A 17,690-nucleotide genomic window follows, 5' to 3' on the forward strand; every position below is an offset into this window, starting at 1 on the left:
TCATATAAGTGACATATGATGCCTGGGTCAAAACTAGAGATTGGGATAGAATTAATCATGAATACAAATAGCAAAGTTTTAGTTGCCCTAGCCGTAGGTGCTTTCACTGGTAGCGCACTTGCCGAAGTGGAAATCACGCCTCGTGGTAGAATGCATCTGGATGCAGGTATGTACAAAGACGATGTTACGGAAATTGGTAACGGTTTTAATGTGCGTCGTGGGCGTCTTGGTATGCAGGGCAATTTATCGCCTGATTGGCGTTTTGTTATTGAGTATGACTTCGCTGAAGGTGGCGATGCCTCAGCAGCTGATGTAAATATTCGCACTAAACTGGCTGGTGGCAATGTGACTATCGGCCACCAGCGCGTGCCGTTTAGTCTAAACACCCTAACCAGCTCCAACTCTATTACTTTTATGGAGCGTTCAAGCGGCTCTACGGTTATTACCCCTGACCGTAAGTTAGGCGTGCGGTTTGATAAAACCTTCGGTAACTTAACATCAGAATCTATGTTGTTCGGCCGCACCATGAATACAGAGGGCGATGCTGGCAAAGATGACAGTATGGGGCTTGCTCAGCGGATTATTTACCATCCAAAAGTTGATGATGTTCAGTATCATTTTGCCGGTGCTTTCGTGTATCAGGACATGGGTGACTATAACACGCTTAGATTGCGGGACCGTCCTGAGCTACGTATTGACTCTGGTGTGCGTTTAATCGATACCGGTACTCTGGAAGGCATAAATTCCATCAATCGTTTTGGTTTGGAGGCTGCCTTCATTAATGGTGCCTGGTCTGCCGAAGCTGAAGCGATGACACTAAACACTTCGTCAACAGTTGAAGATGTTTCCTTCTCTGGATATCACTTTCAATTAAGTTATGTGTTAACTGGCGAGAGCCGTTCGTACAAGAATGGTTTGTTTAGCGGCGTTAAACCATCAAAAGAGTCAGGCGCTATTGAGGTTGCTGCACGGTACTCTGTCACCGATTTGAATGACGGTACTGTTTTTGGTGGTGAGCAGAAAAATCTTACATTGGGCGTTAACTATTACTTGTTAAATAACCTTCGGTTTATGGGCAACATTGTGTTTAGCGATATTGATACACCGTCAGGGGTAACCGAGGAGCCTATTGGCTTTGGGGTTCGGGCTCAGTACCATTTCTAACATAGATTAAACCCGGTTTACCGGGTTCAGATTAATGACAAACCCCGGTTTTTTACCGGGGTTTGTGTTTTCTGGATTCTGATCTTTTTCGATCTGTCTTTTCTGCTTTCTTTTATTAAGTCTGGCAGTATTGAATCTCGGATTTGTTATGCCGCAGAATGCACTCTGCGAAGGTGTATAGTGCCGATTTCAGGCCATAAAAAAGCGATAAAAAGGCCAGCAAGGCCATTTTCTTGATGTTTTGCGCTACCGCCGCCAGTAAACACTGCATCTGCACTTTCGCCAGACCACGGAACCGTGCATAGCGATGGCCATGATGCTGTTTTGCGTCTGCGAAGCTGCGTTCAACTGTCTCTTTTCGTCGGTTGTAAATCTTCTTGAAATAGAGCAAGAGGTATCGTCGCGCACGGCACAGCTTAAACACGCGCTTGAACAGCTTAAGCAGGCCGAAGCACAACAAAAACAATTTTTTGCTGATGTCAGTCATGAGCTACGCACCCCAGCTACCGCTATACGGGGAGAGGCCGAAATTGGGCTTAGAGGAAAAGATAAAACAGCTGAAGAATACAAAGAAACGTTAAAACGTATTTTGGATGCCAGTGCTGCGCTTTCTGGAAGGATTGATGATTTGTTACTACTCATTCGTGGTGAGAACAGCATGGCATTGCTTGATGTGCAGTCAGTGCCACTGGTTGAAGTCGCAACAGAGTTAGTCAGCAAAGCGCAAAGAGAGGCTAAGGTACAGGGGCGGGAGCTTAGATTACATTTCGACGATGCTATCGAAATGTCTGAGCACTGCATCAGGGTTGATATGGGTAAGTTGTTACAAGCTTGGCAAATATTGTTCGATAACGCTGTGCGTTACTCGCCGGCAACTACTGCACTGGATATGGTGGTAAGCATTAGTGATAACCAGTTCGAGGTTAGCATCACAGACTATGGCATTGGTATACCGGATTATGAGCTTAGTAGCGTTTTTGATCGCTACTATCGTGGTGACAATGCCAGAAAGCTAAGACCAGACGGTTTAGGTATTGGTTTGTCATTAGCAAAATACCTGATAGAGCAGCATCGCGGTTTTATTCAGCCAAAAAGTCGTTTACACCAGGGTACAACTGTCATGTTTAGAATTGGCTTAGAGGGTTTTCTGCCATGAGTATCGTAATTATTGAAGATGATCTGCGTGTGTCCGGTTTCCTTGAGCGTGGCCTAAAAAGCGAAGGTTTTCTCGTTCAATGTTGCTCAGACGGTAAAGACGCTATCGATTTGGTGCTGCAAGTTCAGCCTGCTCTGATCATTCTTGACAGAATGTTGCCAAATATTGATGGCATTGAGCTGTGCTCGCGAATGCGGGCAAAAGGTATTACAGCAAAAATTCTGATGTTATCTGCCTTACATGAAGTACCCGACAGAGTATTGGGTTTAAATCGTGGAGCTGATGATTATCTTGGAAAGCCCTTTGCTTTTGAGGAGCTGCTTGCGCGTATTCAGGCATTATTAAAACGCAACAGTGCTCCAAGCGCAGAGCAGCTGATTAAACTGGGTGAACTGGAATATGACAAGTCGGCCTTACAGGTTAACAGGGCGGGCGTTGCTATAAAGCTGACAGCTAAAGAGCTACAAGTACTCGATTTGCTATTGTCTCAACCTGGAAAAGTCTTTAGTCGTGAGCGAATTTTAGCCAATGTGTGGGGAATGAATACAGATCCGTTAACTAACGTAGTCGATGTTTACGTCAGGCGGTTAAGAAGAAAAATTGATGATGATTTTAACGCTAAGTATATTCAAACGTTTCGTGGTATAGGCTACAGCATATCTGCTGATGCTATGCAGGTGTCTTAAATGGCGAAGCTGTCATGTTCTGTTCATGTTTATTAGCAGCTATTGTTAATCTCTCCGTCAGGATTAGTTATGCCCCGATGAGTCATTATTACCTCGCTGATTAATAAAGTGAGGTGTTTATGAAACTAGCTCTGAATAAGGTAACATTATGTGCGGCGGCAGTGTTGTTCTCGTCTGCTGCTTTTGCTGAAAAAGTTGTTAATAACACTATTACGCTGGCAGAAGTCAAAGTCGCCCAACAAGCTTGGGGTGAGGCACTGATAAACATCAGTAACACGCACGAGCAAAAAGGTGCAGAGGCTGCTAAGACAGTAGCAAAGCAAGTACTGGATGCTGCTTATGGTTATAACATGGGCGCAGTGTTGTTTAAGCCGACTCTGGCTAACGGCGAGCAAACTTTCCGCACCACCTACGATGGTGCCTTGTCATACTTTGTAGCAGGCGACAAAAACTTTGCCCAAGATGGTGGCTTCGCCTTAAAGGGCTGGAAGAAATATGAATATGAAAACGCAGGGGTTTACTTAAATGGCGACCTTGCACTGACCATGGGGCATGTTCATGTAACTGACAAGTCAGGCAAAACCACCACTGTTGATAAGACCTGGGGCTTTAAAAAGGACGCAGAAGGTAAGCTTCGTATAGTTCTCCATCACTCGTCATTGCCTTACGCGGCAAACTGACTGGTATCCCCCTTCCAAAGGAGTATATAGTAAAAACAGTGTCTATTCGCGTGTGAGTGAGTGACAGGGCTTTACATATAACGTCAGCGGCTTTCATTTCAAACGTACATACTGTGTATAATGGTATGTACGTTTTTTATTTGCGCCGAGTCCTTCGGCGGTAACCATTCATCCATGAATTTTTGTTCAGTGTTTAATTGCACCTTGTGAGTGCGACTTGTTCCAACAAGTCGGGAGAGATAGGAGTTTACGTCATTGGTTTAGCAGGACGGGGATAGTTATTTGCGGCAAGTACAGAGTTGTCGCCGCATCCATGCGGCTTTGACAGTTCAGTTGTTCACTCATTGATTCACCTTCTTGATTAATTGCACTTAATTTACCACCACATTGCAACCGCTAATTACCACGTGTTGCAAATTAATCGCACCACAACTTTCACGGAAAGTACCACTTCGTCGGATCTCGGCTTTGTGCCAATTGCAGACATTCCAACTTTAAGGCTGTAAAGTCCGCTTTTAGGTGTTAGCAGAACGCAAAGCTTTGGGGCGGCTGAAGCGCAGCGTAAGCCGTCCCAGCCGCGCATGCGGCGACAATAGCGCCTTGTTATACAAACTGACAACTTACCGCTTTTTTGGTGTTGCAGAGATACTGTATGTATTTCGTGGCAAAGGCGGTAAAGATCGAGTCACGATGTTACCTGAAAAGCTTGTTGAACCCCTTAAATTGCATATTGAAAAGGTTCGTGATCTTCATGAAAAGGATCTTTGCGAAGGTGAGGGTAAAACAAGTCTCCCGCCAGGGCTCGCTCGAAAATACCCTTACGCAATTTCTGATTTTAAGTGGCAATTTATATTCCCATCATCTGTCAGGTGTAAGCATCCAGTGGATGGATATGTTTGCCGCCATCACTTGCATTGGATGTCCCTAACAAAGAAATTAAGGAGCGCTGTTATACCATTCCGTCTAGTTTTCTGTTCTAATTGCAGGTTTCGAATAATCACTCGCTTAGCTTTATGAATCAAACCGCTGAAGAACTCCTCAAGCTCTCCCGAGCGGAGAAAAATGCGCGTAAACGCATGCGTTTACTCGCGATCGCGCAATTCCTTGAATGTAAAAACCGCACACAAGTCGCTAATCAATAGAAGGTCAGCCGCACCAGCGTCAATAACTGGGTGTCAAGTTACCTTGAAGCGGGCTTGGATGGTCTTGAAGCCCGCAAAGCAAAGGGGCTGATTCCTTATCTCAGCGCACAACAGCAAAAGCAATTAGGCGAGTTTATTGAATCGCATAGCCAAAGTGAGCAAGGTGGCAGACTGACCGGCGAGAAAATTCTTCACTACATCAAAACCGAGTTTGGTGTGGAGTACCACCACAACGCTATTTATAAACTCCTCAAACAGCTGGGATTTAGCACCACCTTAAGGTGGCTTTTTCGTTAGGCGCTGTGGCAGGTGTTCGCCGGATTACAGCAGCTGGCTTTGACTTCTGTCGCCGGATATCCCGCCTCTGTTAAGACCTCCATTACCTCTGCAGAGCTCAGTTCCGTGCTGAGCTGCAGCGTTTTGTCGGTCAGGTTAGTCTGTATTTTTGCATCACCATCTGCTGTGAGGATGGCTTTGGTAACCATGCTAACGCAGTGGCCACATGTCATGTCAGCGATATGGAATTTCATAGTGTTTCTCTCCTGTGGTGTGTTCATGACACAAGCTAATGCTTGCCACTGTGGTACAGTCAAGCCGCTATTTTAAGTTTTTTTGAAAGTTGTTTGACCTTGCCATAATGGTAAGGTTTAGTCTTGTTATGCCTGATAACATTTCTCAACCTGGAGTTACGGATATGGCAGCAACAATACAACTTGCAATAAAGGGCATGACCTGTGCGTCCTGCGCGAATCGGATTGAAAATGCACTGCGCGCTGTGGCCGGCGTGACCTCAGCCAGCGTCAACCTGGCAACAGACATCGCAACGGTAGCAGGCGATGCCCGCTTTGACGAGCTTAGTGCAGCGGTAACCCGTGCCGGCTATGAACTGGACACGGCTAACCGGCAATATGCGGTAAAGGGTATGACCTGTGCGTCTTGCGCCGGCCGGGTGGAAAAAAGCCTGTTAAAGGTGCCTGGTGTGCTAAGCGCGTCAGTAAACCTGGCTACAGAGCAGGTAAGCCTGACCCTGTTACCCGCCACAGAAGACCGCGCCCTGAAACAGGCCGTTGCCGATGCCGGGTATGAGCTGATCCTCAGCCAGGCTTCGCCTGAGGCTCAAAATTCCCCTGCTCAACCACGACGTTTTTATCAGCGTGACAGCTGGCCAGTGATCGGTGCTGCCTTACTCACCCTGCCGTTAGTATTGCCGATGGTGGGCATGCTGTTCGGTGCCGACTGGATGTTGCCTGCCTTGTGGCAATGGCTGTTAGCAACACCGGTACAATTTTACTTTGGCGCGCGCTTTTACAAAGCCGGCTGGCATGCACTGAAAGCGGGCACCGGCAATATGGACCTGCTGGTGTCAATTGGTACTAGTGCCGCTTATGGTTTATCGCTCTATCTGTGGTACAGCTTTGATGGGCATCATGGCGCACCACACCTGTACTTTGAAAGTGGCGCGGCAGTATTAACCCTGGTGCTGCTGGGTAAGTTGCTGGAGAAACGCGCCAAGCGGCGTACTACCGATGCGCTGCAAGCACTGGAAAACTTAAAACCGACATCAGCAAGGGTCTGGCGCAATAATAGCTGGCACAGTATTGCAGCGGCTGAGCTGCTCAAAGGTGATCGCATTCAGGTGCTGCCAGGAGAACGGATACCGGCCGACGGCATAGTGACAGAGGGTAGCAGCCACGTGGATGAGGCACTAATCAGCGGCGAAAGTGTGCCGCTGCATAAAACCTCTGGCGATAAAGTGACGGGCGGCTCGGTTAATCTCGATGGTCGGCTGGAGTTCGAGGCCAGCGCCCTGGGTGCAGAATCCACCTTGTCAAAAATTATCCGCCTGGTAGAGCAGGCTCAGGGCGCGAAAGCACCAGTGCAAGCCCTGGTGGATAAGATAAGCAGTATCTTTGTACCGGTAGTATTACTGGTCGCCTTAGCCACCGTACTGATTTGGGGTCTGGCGTTTGCCGATTGGCAGCAAGGTATTCTTAATGCAGTAGCGGTATTGGTTATTGCCTGTCCCTGTGCTTTGGGTCTGGCCACTCCAGCGGCCATTATGGCCGGTACCGGCACAGCGGCGCGCCAGGGTATTTTGGTAAAAGATGCTGTCGCGCTGGAGCAAGCGACAAAAATTGATTATGTCGTATTTGATAAAACCGGCACTCTCACCGAAGGCAAGCCGGTATTAACGCAGCTGAACGCGCTTAACAATGAAACCGAGCTGGCCGCATTGGCGTATGCGTTGTCACAGTACAGCGAACACCCACTGGCCAAAGCAATTGTTAGCTATGCTATCAACCACAATGTCGATTTATTGGCAGTATCGGATTTTGCTGTAGTGGCCGGAAAAGGCGTGAAAGCTAACGTCAAAGGCCGTGCGGTAATGCTGGGCTCGGGTAGCTGGATGCGGGAGATGGGGCTGACATTACCGCAAGAACTTATCGCAGTACCGGGCGCTTCGGTATCCTGGTTGGCAGAAAAAACAGACCAGGGCACGACATTACTCGGTTTGTTGTGTTTTGCCGATAAAGCCAAAGCCCAGGCAAAAAATGCGGTACATAGATTACAAGCTGCCGGTATTCAGGTTGCCATGTTAACGGGTGATTCAGCGGCTAGCGCCGAGTATGTCGCCAAAGAGCTGGGGCTAGACAACTTTAATGCCGAAGTGCTGCCGCAAGGTAAAGCTGAAGCCGTAGCGGCCTATCAGCAGCAAGGCTATAAAGTAGCGATGGTGGGCGATGGCATTAATGATGCCCCTGCTTTGGCACAGGCCGATTTAGGTATCGCGATGGCAACAGGTACCGATGTTGCGGTCAGTGCGTCTGCATTTACGCTGATGCGCGGCGACCCGGAACTGGTTGCGACAGCACTGCTGCTTGCCAGTGCAACTTACCGCAATATTCAGCAAAATCTGTTCTGGGCCTTTGCCTTTAACACCATTGGTATACCGCTAGCAGCGATGGGTTTTTTAAACCCTGTATTGGCCGGAGCAGCAATGGCTTGTAGCAGTGTGCTGGTGGTAACCAATGCCCTGCGTTTGCAACGCATGTCTTTTAAATAAGGAGCGATATATGGCGACCTTACTAACCATTGGTGATGCGGCAAAAGAGAGTGGCTTAAGCGCCAAAATGATCCGGCACTATGAGCAATCCGGTTTGCTGCGAAAATCGCCACGTACTGATGCAGGTTACCGGCTTTACAACAGTGAGCAAATTAACCAGCTACGTTTTATTCGTCAGGCGCGCAGCCTCGGGTTTTCGTTACACGATATCCAGTCGCTGCTGGAATTATGGCAAGACCCACAGCGCGAAAGCCGAGCGGTAAAACAGCTGGCTCAGCAACACCTGAATGAAATTACCAGCAAAATTGCCGAGCTACAGCATATGCAGCAGGTGTTAACTGCGCTGGCCGACAGCTGCCGGGGCGACGGTAGTCCGCATTGTCATATTTTGCAGCAACTGGCGAAACCCAACTGACATTATCGTGCTTCAATAAAAAAACACCACTTTTAAAGTGGTGTTTTTTTGAAGCGCCTATTATTGGCTACTGCATCGAAGCATCGCTGATGTGCGCGTAGACGCTGGCGCTGCCATCTTTGTGTAGTAACAAAATGTCGTACGGCATAAAGCGGTCTTCTACTTCCATGCCCGGTGATCCGAGCGGCATCGCGGGTACGCTCAGGCCTATCGCATCCGGATGCGACTCAGCAAGAAATTTCCGGATGTATTTAGCAGGGATATGGCCTTCAAAGGCATAGCCCTGCTCCGATACGGCGGTGTGACAGGAATAATACTGTGGCGTGATGCCATAGCGCTCTTTTATGCCGCTTAGATCATCATAGTCTTTCGTCTGTGCAACCACTCCCTGCTGTTCAAGGTGCGATACCCACTTTTTACAGCAACCGCAGCTTGGCGTTTTGTATACCGTGAGGGTTAGTGCTGCTGCACTGTCGGGCACAGCTGTAGTTTCCGGTTTAGCCGGGCCGGCGTCTTTACAGCCGGCCAGTAACGCAGTAGCTACCAACACAACCGCTGCCAGAGTTAGCTTCATAGTGATCTCCTGCTGTTGTCTTAGTGCGACCAGTGCACATGCACGATCTTCCAACCGGCGCCTGTATCTACCAGCACCAGCGTTTCTTTACTGATAACGTCAACCGGCTTGCCTTTATAGTCGCCAGTCAGTTGGCTACGGCTAACCGAATAGGCCACCTTGCCCAGCACCTTGGTCTGATGCTCCAGCGCTTCTACCTGTACCGCCGCCATAAATTTCATATCAGCCAGCATATGGTGGCTGGCATACTCGTCAGCCGAGCGCTCTACGCCATTACCTTCGACAATCAGCACGTCATCTGCCAGCATGGCGCGCACCGCTTTGGCATCGCCAGCGCGTAACGCCTGATGAAACGCTTTTACCGCCTGAGCGGCAGCGGTGCTTTCGCCGACGAACAAGGCCGGGGCGGCAGGTTTTTCATTGCCGTGCGCCAGCGCACTAACGGGAGAGAGTAACGCCAGGCCCAGGCTGATGGCAGACAGCGTTTGAATTTTATTGCGAAACATATTAGGTATCCTGTTGTAATTATTAGAATAAAGCGGGCTTAATGGGCTAAGCCCACCACAGTGGTAAAGCTGCTACTGGTTGCCAGTACCAATAGCGCTAACAGCATGTCGATAAAAATAGACCGTGCCAGCAACCGGCTGTTCTGATGTTGCGCCAGCGCTTTGACCAGACTAAATTTGTGCCAGGCAGCCAGCAGTAACATGGCCGCGACCAACATCAACTTAAACAACATTAAGCGGCCATAGTCGGTGACAAACAGTGCACTGGGCGAGTCGAGCAGTTGCAGTAAAATCAACACGCCACAGCTGATAAGCACTAGCAGCAGGTAGAGCGCAACCTGGCCAAACTGCTGCATCAGCGCCACCAGCCTGTCTGGTGCTAAGCGATAACAGCTTTGCCATAGAGGCAGCAAGGAGCCTACCCAGGCCGAAATTGCCAGCACATGCAGCGTCAGTAACAGTGGCCACAAGCCGGTCAAACTGGCCACGTGACCGGTTTGACTAAAACTGGCGGCAAGCAATAACGCGGCGATACCCACTAGCGCAATGTTAACCGCTACCGCTTTGCCGCTGTGTTTAACGCGCCAGGCCCAAAGCCACAGCGTCGCAAAACCGCATAGCAGTAAAAGCAGCTGGGGGCGCATTGCCGATTGCCAAACCATCTGCAGCATCAGCCTGTCAGCCATGCCAGCTATACCCGCCTCGGCCAGCGCACCAGCCTGCAGCGGCAGATACAGCAGCGCCAGTACCATACCTGTAGCCGACCATCCCAATACCAGGCGTTTTAACCACAGCCGAAAGGCGGTGCTATCAGACTGTTGCTGTGATTGCCCCTGAGCCAGCGCCGGCAACAGCAGCAAAAACGCCGCACCAATACTGCCGCTAACCGCTAAATAACTCAGCAGCTTGTGGGCGAATAAGGCTAATACCCAGGTATCGCTAAACATCGCCAATCTCAAGCCATCTAGTGCTGATGCGCGTGCGCGCTATCAGCTTTCACCCCGGCGTCAGCGCCGGCGTGGAGCATAAAACTGAAATCACCTTTCATTTTATGACCGTCTTCGCCCAAACCTACCCAGTTAACCTGATAACTACCGATCTCCAGCACTGGCAACGGCCAGCTAAACTGCGTGGCGACAGCGGTGGGCGTAAAGCCAAAATCGACAGTGTTACCGTTATCGTGCAACAGCGTGACTTTCGTCAGCCGGATCGGGCCACTAAAGCTGATACTGAGTACATCCGGTGCCTGCATTAGCATGGCGTTATCCGCCGGCACCGAGCAGCTTTGTTTAACATGCGCCAGCACAGGCCCGGCAAACGCCAAACAGAGCAGAGTAAGCAGCGGGATTAATTTTTTCATGTTGATCACCTTATTTATTAAAACCCTGATCTATTAAAACCAGAAACGCACACCGGCAACCCAGGATGTTTCTGCTGTCGATGCATCCTGCAGGCGGGCAAAATCTGCCGTGTTACCATATTTGTTATGCCACTCTACCCCGACATAGGGTGCGAACTGGCGGGAGAATTCATAGCGCAGCCGAAGCCCTGCCCCCAGTGAAGACAGGCCTTTACCCAGCTGATTGACTGCATCGTCTTTGCCATAGGCGGTTAGCTCCGCCCGGGCTTGCAGGATCAGGCGCTGCGTTAACAGCAGCTCATATTCCGCTTCGGCACTTAACGCGGTGCGACCACCAGTGCCCAGATAAGCCGTGACATCCACTTCAAACCAGTACGGCGCCAAACCCTGCACACCCAATGCTAACCACTGCCGGTTGGTGCCATCGGCAACCTGATCCAGGCGCAGCCCAAGCTGACCATCCCAATAGGCTGCTATCGCGTGGCTCCATAACAGCTCGGTGCTGCTATCTTCCAGCTTGCCGTCACTGACTTCAGCTTCGGTTTTCAGCACCAACCGATCATAGGTCGTACCATACCAGGCTTGCAGCTCCAGTTCGCCAGCTTCACTGTCGGCATTGTATTCCAGCCGATCGCCCAGCACGGACCACTGTGGATGTTCAACGCCGTGCTTTAAATGGCGTGAATCGGCCATGCCATAGGGCCCGTCAGTCAGGGTGTAGCCGTTGGAGTAGGCATGTGGATCGCGGGCATTAGCCGGCGCCTTACCGCCTTGCATCTGCATATCGGCATGGTTCATCGTGCTGTGATCCATACTGCTGTGATCCACGGCCTGCTCAGCATGGGTCATTTCACTATGGTTCATCTCGGTATGATCCATTTTGCTATGGTCCACTTCGCTGTGGTCCATCTGGCTATGGTCTACGGCCTGCTCAGCGTGGCCCATTTTACTGTGGTCCATGCCGCTATGATCCATCTGACTGTGATCCATGTCACTAGGGTTCGTCTGGCTATGGTCAACCGCCTGCTCAGCGTGGTTCATCTTGCTATGATCCATTTTGCCGTGGTCCATTTTGCTGTGGTCCATGCCACTGTGCGTTGGTACCGGCGGTTTCTCAGTGGCGTTCTGCGCTGCCACGCCAGGGCTGAGCGCCACAGTACAGGCCAGCGCCAGCAGCGACAAGGTTAGCGTTACGTTGGCTGTTTTCATGACACCACCACTTCTCTGAACATACCCGCATCCATATGGAACAATAAATGACAATGCCAGGCCCAGCGCCCGACATCATGCGGCGTGGTTAAAAAGCTGATGCGCTGCGCCGGTTGCACCGGAATGGTATGGCGGCGTACCTGTACGGCACCGTTGTCACTTTCCAGATCACTCCACATACCGTGCAAATGCATCGGGTGGGTCATCATGGTGTCGTTTTGCAAGATCACCCGGATACGCTGATTGTGCTTCATATGCACCGGTGTGCTTTTACTGAACTCTAAGCCATCGAATGACCAGGTGTAGCGCTCCATATTGCCGGTCAGATGCAGCTCAATTTCCGCCTCCGGGCCGCCCGGCTCAATAATACCGTCCAGCGAATGTAAATCGGCCAGGGTCAGCGCGCGCCGCCCGGTATTGCGCAAACCAATGCCCGGATCGTCCAGGTTGGTTCTTGGCATATCCACCCGCATATCCACCGACGGGCCATACTCGGTGCTGGCATGACGCACAGTTGAACTGGCTTTGGCATAAGGCACCGCCGGGCCATGCTGACTGTGATCGATAGCCATAGCACCATGCTGGCTATGATCTTCCGCGCCATTGCCGTGCGCCATCGCGCTGTGGCCGTGGCTGTGGCTGTCGCTTGCGCCATGGTTCATATTACCCATCATGTCAGCCATCGTCAGCCACTCCACCGGATCCAGTGCCGGCACCGGGGCGTGCAAGCCCTCGGCCACGGCCAGGGTACCGCGGGCATAGCCACTGCGGTCCATACTCTGGGCGAAAATGGTGTATGCATCCGCTTGTGGCGACACGATAACATCATAGGTTTCGCCCGGGCCAAAGCGGAATTCATCCACCGTCACCGGGTGCACATTCTGGCCGTCAGCCTGCACCACGGTCATTTTCAGCTCGGGAATACGCACATCAAAAAAGCTGTTGCTGGAGCCATTGATAAACCGCAGCCGCACGCGCTCACCGCGCTTAAATAAACCGCGCCAGTTGGCCAGCGGTGTGCTGCCATTCATTAAGAAGGTTAAGACAGCGGCTGACAAATCCGCTAAATCGGTTGGATTCATGCGCATTTGCTGCCACATCTGCCGTTTTGCCAGCGCCGCGTCCAGCCCTCTGTCAGTGATATCGCGCAGCATGTCCTGCACTGTTGGCTGATTAAAATTGTACAAATCACTTTGCACTTTTAATTTGCGAAACACCGTATGTGGATCTTCATCGGTCCAGTCTGACAGCTGCACCACATATTCGCGATCGGCGGCAATTACATCCTGCGCTTTGGGTTCAATGATCAGCGCGCCATACATGCCGGTCATTTCCTGAAAGCCACTGTGCGAGTGATACCAGTACGTGCCGCTTTGCTTTAACGTAAAACGATAGACAAAGGTTTCGCCGGGCATAATGCCTCTGAAGCTCATGCCGGGTACGCCGTCCATCTGGTAGGGTAAAATAATACCGTGCCAGTGAATTGAGCTGGGCACCGACAAGGTATTGGTTACCCGTATGGTGACCTCATCGCCTTCGCGCAAGCGTAAGGTCGGTGCCGGTATCGAACCATTGATGGTGGTGGCTTTACGGACCACGCCGGTAAAATTTACCAGCGCTTCGCCGATGGTTAAATCAATCACCTTACCGCTCAGCTCAGTGGCATAGCCGGTAAAGGCATTATCGTTAAAGGCGCTACCCGCCCTGACGATATGCGGAAAAGTGGCCAGCACGCCGCCCACCGCCAGCCCCTGCACAAACCGGCGCCGTGAAACAGATACCGGCATCATGGTGTTAGCCTTTATCATCTACAACCTCCAATACACTCTGTATGCGTTGCAGTGTAGAGGACGAAACTGTCAGCAGCATGACCTGAACATGACAAAGTTGTAATCTTACTGTCATGTTGCTGTTTGGCGCTTTATGGCCTAATACTGCCAGAGCTATGTTGGGAGAGAACAAGATGCGTTTGCTGATTGTGGAAGATGAACAAAAAACCGGTGACTATCTGAAGCAAGGCCTGAGCGAAGCCGGTTTTCAGGTGTCACTGGTCAGAAATGGCCTGGATGGCCATCATCTGGCGATGACAGAAGATTTCGATTTAATCATGCTGGATGTGATGCTGCCGGATGTCAGCGGCTTACGCATTGTGCAGGCGCTAAGAGAAAACCATAACCACACGCCGGTGCTGTTTCTGTCGGCCCGCGACAGTGTCGACGACCGGGTAAAAGGCCTGGAGCTTGGCGCCGATGACTACCTGATCAAACCCTTTGCTTTCTCAGAAGTGCTGGCCAGGGTCAGAACCCTGCTACGGCGTGGTCAGGCCGTACCGCAGTCAGAATTATTGCAGGTCGCCGATTTACAACTGGATATTGCCAAGCGTAAAGCCAGCCGTAGTGGCACCAAAATAACACTTAGTAATCAGGAATTTAGCTTACTTGAACTGCTAATGCGCCGCCGCGGCGAAGTCCTGCCGCGATCGTTAATCGCCTCGCAGGTCTGGGATATGAATTTTGACAGCGACACCAATGTTATCGATGTGGCTATCCGCCGCTTGCGCGCCAAAATTGATGATGGCTTTGCGGCAAAACTGATCCATACCGTGCGCGGCATGGGCTATAAACTGGACGATGAGCAAACTGATGCATAACGCTGGCACACGCCCACTCTCGATCACCGTTCGCGTGGTACTTTTTGTCGCGCTGACCATTTCGGTTTGCCTGTTCTTCGTGCAGCAATTACTGCTCAGCTCAGTCGAACATCACTTTATCGAGCAGGATGCCGATGAATTAGCGGTGATCCTGCACGCGGTTGAGCACACGCTGACTACCGCTCAGGACGGCCAGCAACAGCCGGCACAGACGCTGGCCAAAGCGGTATCGGGCCATCACGGTGTTTACTATCAGGTGATGGATAGCCAAAACCGCTTACTGTACCGCAATGCCGACGTTGACTTAAGCCTGCTGGCTGCCAACACCCCGGCCAGCGCCGACTACAATGCCAAAACCATCCACCACTGGCAGCTGGACGGCAAAGCCTATCGCGGTGTGTTCAGCCGCCTGACCACGGCAGATCAGCACTATAAGGTAATTGCTGCTATTGATATCAGTTTTCATACCCATTTCTTGGCGCAGTTACAGCGCAGCCTGGGGCTGATTTTACTCGGCTCTGCACTGCTCACCTTGCTGGCGGCCTGGCTGGCGGTGCATCAGGGGTTGAATCCACTCAGAGGCCTTAGCGAACAAATGCGTGATATTCAAACCAGTAAACTGGATATTCGCTTGTCCCCGGGCGAGGTCCCGACCGAACTGCGCCACATGGTGCAGTCTTTTAATCTGATGTTAGATCGGCTGGAGCAGGGGTTTACCAAGCTGTCGCACTTTAGTGCCGACATCGCCCACGAGCTGCGCACGCCGCTGACCAATATGATCACGCAAACGCAGGTCAGCTTATCGCGCGCGCGCAGCGCCGACGAGTACCAGAATCTGCTGTTCTCCAATCTGGAAGAGCTGGAGCGGCTGAATAAAATGATTAGCGATATGCTGTGGCTGGCCAAAAGTGACAATGGCCTGTTAACACTGCAAAAGCAGCCGCTGGAGCTAAAGCAGGAAGTGGCCGCAATTTTCAACTTTTTCGAAGCCTGGGCGGCAGAAAGTCAGGTTGGCCTTAGCTATCACGGTGCCAATATTATTGTGCAGGCAGATCGCACCTTGCTGCGCCACGCCCTGACCAATTTATTATCCAATGCGCTTAGGTATACCCCGCCCGGCGAAACCATTACCGTCAGCACCACCGCAGCAGCCGACAGCACCACCATCACGGTAGAAAACCCGGGCCAGCCGATCCCGCCACAGCATTTGCCGTTTTTATTCGATCGCTTCTATCGTGCTGACGCCTCGCGCCAACGCCAGATAGAAGGCTCGGGTTTGGGCCTAGCCATTACCAAAGCCATAGTCGATGCTCATCAGGGCCAGTTAAGCGTCGAATCAGATGCGCGCTCTACCCGCTTTAGCATCAGGCTTAAACTGGCGTGACGTCGGTTAAACTCACCGCGGTGCTATGCGGTATTAGCCAAGTAACATCCACAGCGCCACGCCAAACATCAGGCTGGCGCCGATGCGGTTTAAATACTGCACCCGGTTAGTTTTACTAAAAAACAGCGCCAAAGCTTTGCCGCCACTGGCGTACAGCAACATAGAGCCAAATTCCAGCAACAGAATAATTGCCACTAACACCAGCAACTGCGGCCAGAATGCCAGCTGGCTATCGATAAAGGGCGGCAGCAGCGCCATATGAAACGCCCAGCCTTTGGGGTTAGACACTGCCGTAATAAAACCCTGGCTAAATAAAGTACGCCGCGCCAGCCTGGCAGGCAGCTCGCCTGGTTGCGGCAACGCCAGTTTGCCTTTAGCACGCCACATTTGCAGGCCTATGTAAGTGAGATATACCGCACCGGCAACTTTAAAACCCTGAAAAAAAGCCGGAAACTGCAGCATTATCGCCGCCACACCGCACACCGCCAGTATTGCCACCAACGCCACGCCGAGCATTTCGCCCCACATCATCCACAGCGTACGGCGCACGCCCTGGCTCATGCCCAACGTCATCGCCAGTGTCATGCACATGCCCGGGGTAACCGAAACAAACAAAAACGTCGGAATAAACGCGCCCAGCAACGCCAGATTAACCATAACCACCTCAACTGCAAGATGGCGCTATTCTGGCCGGTTGCAGCAGCGCCAGCAAGGGCGTTAAGCGGGGTTTTTAGTCAACCCGGCGCAGTAGCAAAATTATTCACAAAGAGGTTTTATTGCAATGGTAAGCAGGCAAAGTAGGAACGCTATTTAAAGGATTTAGCCCAAAAATCAAAGCGACTCTCGCGGTATATCTTTGCCTTGCCCTGCACGCAGTTCTTCCTGCTGCGGTAACTCCTGCCAGCATCCTGCCAACTCACGTACGGTTTGCGGCCAGTCGGCGTGATAGCCTTTGTAGTCTTGCTCGTTACCGGGATAAGTAGTTGGTTCAGTCATAGCTAGCTCCAAGCCCTTATTTGAGAGTAAGTATAACGTTGCTGGTTGCAGAATCTAGTAAGCATTACCTTCCCGCATTTGTTATTAGATAGTTACCCTGACACCATTTCTTGCTTTCGCCTCTTTTAATGCATAAATTAATCACTATAATTTAACTTTTTAATTACGTTGCACAAAAAGGAATCGGTGCTATGGAGCAACAATCTGTTTTAAAAGATGTTTTTATCTCAATGGGTGCATGGGTTTGCCTTGATAGCAGCTGGGTTACCACACCCTCAGCGCGGTTTTTATGCCCAAGAGACCAGGTGCGCTCTCCGGTTACAAAGGGATTTGAATGCCCCATACGTTTTGCAATGCGTCTATCTCGCTCGCGCTCCCACTCGGTAACGGGAAACTGCTTATCCCAAGCCATTAAAAGCTGCTGTTGTTGGCGAGACATGTTGAGGTCATAACGGTCGTGCATGTAAAAGTAAATCCGAGCGATTTGCCCTTTAATCGCATCGCGCGGCTCTGCGGCTCTTGCACTAAAATCGATTTTAACCGGACATTGACCATGCTGCGGCTTGGCATTAGAAAGCATGGTGAAGTTGAAATTGGAGCGGTCGGCATTGACTGGAACAGCTTTATCAGCGATACCCATCGAGTGATCAAGATGTGCTCTAGAGAGTGGGCTGTACTGAACAAACTTTAAGATGGAATGGTAT

General features: G+C 50.9%; 19 protein-coding genes and 1 pseudogene. 9 read left to right on the plus strand and 11 right to left on the minus strand.

Annotated elements, in window-relative coordinates:
• Positions 1 to 57 precede the first annotated feature (57 nt).
• Positions 58 to 1,164: an OprO/OprP family phosphate-selective porin gene (locus LSG37_RS20200; protein ID WP_233081793.1), complete on the plus strand. Its 1,107-nt coding sequence runs from the start codon at positions 58 to 60 to the stop codon at positions 1,162 to 1,164.
• A 115-nt stretch (positions 1,165 to 1,279) separates the two neighbouring features.
• Here the strand turns inward: LSG37_RS20200 and LSG37_RS20205 are convergent.
• Positions 1,280 to 1,543, minus strand: a pseudogene (locus LSG37_RS20205) (transposase); the annotation flags it as partial.
• Between LSG37_RS20205 and LSG37_RS20210 the strand changes: the two are divergent.
• From LSG37_RS20210 to LSG37_RS20225, 4 genes are all read left to right on the plus strand, one after another.
• Complete coding sequence (locus LSG37_RS20210) at positions 1,481 to 2,320, plus strand: sensor histidine kinase (RefSeq protein WP_233081808.1); 840 nt, start codon at positions 1,481 to 1,483, stop codon at positions 2,318 to 2,320. The pseudogene LSG37_RS20205 and the gene LSG37_RS20210 sit on opposite strands and share 63 nt — an antisense overlap.
• Positions 2,317 to 3,006 carry a response regulator transcription factor gene (locus tag LSG37_RS20215; protein ID WP_233081795.1) on the plus strand — a complete coding sequence of 230 codons (690 nt, stop codon included), beginning with the start codon at positions 2,317 to 2,319 and terminating at the stop codon, positions 3,004 to 3,006. Before LSG37_RS20210 ends, LSG37_RS20215 begins: the two co-directional genes overlap by 4 nt.
• Before the next feature lie 119 nt (positions 3,007 to 3,125).
• Positions 3,126 to 3,686, plus strand: a complete 561-nt coding sequence (locus LSG37_RS20220; protein ID WP_233081796.1) for a metal-independent carbonic anhydrase family protein — start codon at positions 3,126 to 3,128, stop codon at positions 3,684 to 3,686.
• Between the two features lie 1,172 nt (positions 3,687 to 4,858).
• Complete coding sequence (locus tag LSG37_RS20225) at positions 4,859 to 5,125, plus strand: helix-turn-helix domain-containing protein (RefSeq protein ID WP_494546247.1); 267 nt, start codon at positions 4,859 to 4,861, stop codon at positions 5,123 to 5,125.
• Here LSG37_RS20225 and LSG37_RS20230 read toward each other — a convergent pair.
• A complete protein-coding gene (locus LSG37_RS20230; RefSeq protein WP_092797183.1) occupies positions 5,122 to 5,358 on the minus strand; it encodes a heavy-metal-associated domain-containing protein in 237 nt (78 codons plus the stop codon). The genes LSG37_RS20225 and LSG37_RS20230 overlap by 4 nt on opposite strands.
• A gap of 164 nt (positions 5,359 to 5,522) precedes the next feature.
• On the opposite strand from LSG37_RS20230, the gene LSG37_RS20235 reads away from it, so the two are divergent.
• Positions 5,523 to 7,892 (plus strand): heavy metal translocating P-type ATPase, encoded by a 2,370-nt coding sequence (locus LSG37_RS20235; RefSeq protein ID WP_233081798.1) that lies wholly within the window; start codon positions 5,523 to 5,525, stop codon positions 7,890 to 7,892.
• Between the two features lie 10 nt (positions 7,893 to 7,902).
• Positions 7,903 to 8,307, plus strand: a complete 405-nt coding sequence (cueR, locus tag LSG37_RS20240; protein WP_233081799.1) for a Cu(I)-responsive transcriptional regulator — start codon at positions 7,903 to 7,905, stop codon at positions 8,305 to 8,307.
• A gap of 67 nt (positions 8,308 to 8,374) precedes the next feature.
• On the opposite strand, the gene LSG37_RS20245 is transcribed toward cueR, so the two are convergent.
• From LSG37_RS20245 to LSG37_RS20270, 6 genes are read right to left on the minus strand one after another with little or no spacing between them, the layout of a single operon-like run.
• The gene (locus LSG37_RS20245) at positions 8,375 to 8,881 is read right to left on the minus strand and encodes a DUF411 domain-containing protein (protein WP_233081800.1); all 507 of its coding nucleotides are present in this window, start codon (positions 8,879 to 8,881) and stop codon (positions 8,375 to 8,377) included.
• A 20-nt stretch (positions 8,882 to 8,901) separates the two neighbouring features.
• The gene (locus LSG37_RS20250) at positions 8,902 to 9,387 is read right to left on the minus strand and encodes a YybH family protein (protein WP_008985535.1); all 486 of its coding nucleotides are present in this window, start codon (positions 9,385 to 9,387) and stop codon (positions 8,902 to 8,904) included.
• Between the two features lie 38 nt (positions 9,388 to 9,425).
• Positions 9,426 to 10,334: a CopD family protein gene (locus LSG37_RS20255; protein ID WP_233081801.1), complete on the minus strand. Its 909-nt coding sequence runs from the start codon at positions 10,332 to 10,334 to the stop codon at positions 9,426 to 9,428.
• 17 nt (positions 10,335 to 10,351) lie between these two features.
• Positions 10,352 to 10,747, minus strand: coding sequence for a copper resistance CopC family protein (locus LSG37_RS20260; RefSeq protein WP_233081803.1), 396 nt, complete (start codon positions 10,745 to 10,747; stop codon positions 10,352 to 10,354).
• A gap of 33 nt (positions 10,748 to 10,780) precedes the next feature.
• Positions 10,781 to 11,956 carry a copper resistance protein B gene (locus tag LSG37_RS20265; RefSeq protein WP_233081804.1) on the minus strand — a complete coding sequence of 392 codons (1,176 nt, stop codon included), beginning with the start codon at positions 11,954 to 11,956 and terminating at the stop codon, positions 10,781 to 10,783.
• A complete protein-coding gene (locus tag LSG37_RS20270) occupies positions 11,953 to 13,764 on the minus strand; it encodes a copper resistance system multicopper oxidase (RefSeq protein WP_269836690.1) in 1,812 nt (603 codons plus the stop codon). Before LSG37_RS20270 ends, LSG37_RS20265 begins: the two co-directional genes overlap by 4 nt.
• A gap of 155 nt (positions 13,765 to 13,919) precedes the next feature.
• On the opposite strand from LSG37_RS20270, the gene LSG37_RS20275 reads away from it, so the two are divergent.
• On the plus strand, positions 13,920 to 14,606 hold the full coding sequence (locus LSG37_RS20275) for a heavy metal response regulator transcription factor (RefSeq protein ID WP_233081805.1): 687 nt from the start codon (positions 13,920 to 13,922) through the stop codon (positions 14,604 to 14,606).
• A complete protein-coding gene (locus LSG37_RS20280; RefSeq protein WP_233081806.1) occupies positions 14,599 to 15,990 on the plus strand; it encodes a Cu(+)/Ag(+) sensor histidine kinase in 1,392 nt (463 codons plus the stop codon). The genes LSG37_RS20275 and LSG37_RS20280 overlap by 8 nt, the downstream gene beginning before the upstream one ends.
• A gap of 33 nt (positions 15,991 to 16,023) precedes the next feature.
• Here the strand turns inward: LSG37_RS20280 and LSG37_RS20285 are convergent, their stop codons facing one another.
• From LSG37_RS20285 to LSG37_RS20295, 3 genes are all read right to left on the minus strand, one after another.
• Complete coding sequence (locus LSG37_RS20285; protein ID WP_019677812.1) at positions 16,024 to 16,647, minus strand: LysE family translocator; 624 nt, start codon at positions 16,645 to 16,647, stop codon at positions 16,024 to 16,026.
• Positions 16,648 to 16,821: 174 nt separating this feature from the next.
• Positions 16,822 to 16,986 carry a hypothetical protein gene (locus LSG37_RS20290; RefSeq protein WP_157999935.1) on the minus strand — a complete coding sequence of 55 codons (165 nt, stop codon included), beginning with the start codon at positions 16,984 to 16,986 and terminating at the stop codon, positions 16,822 to 16,824.
• Positions 16,987 to 17,149: 163 nt separating this feature from the next.
• Positions 17,150 to 17,690: endonuclease I family protein (locus tag LSG37_RS20295; protein WP_233081807.1), on the minus strand; the 541-nt coding region annotated here is incomplete at its 5' end.

This window comes from Rheinheimera soli, assembly GCF_021290985.1.
GTDB lineage: Bacteria > Pseudomonadota > Gammaproteobacteria > Enterobacterales > Alteromonadaceae > Pararheinheimera > Pararheinheimera soli.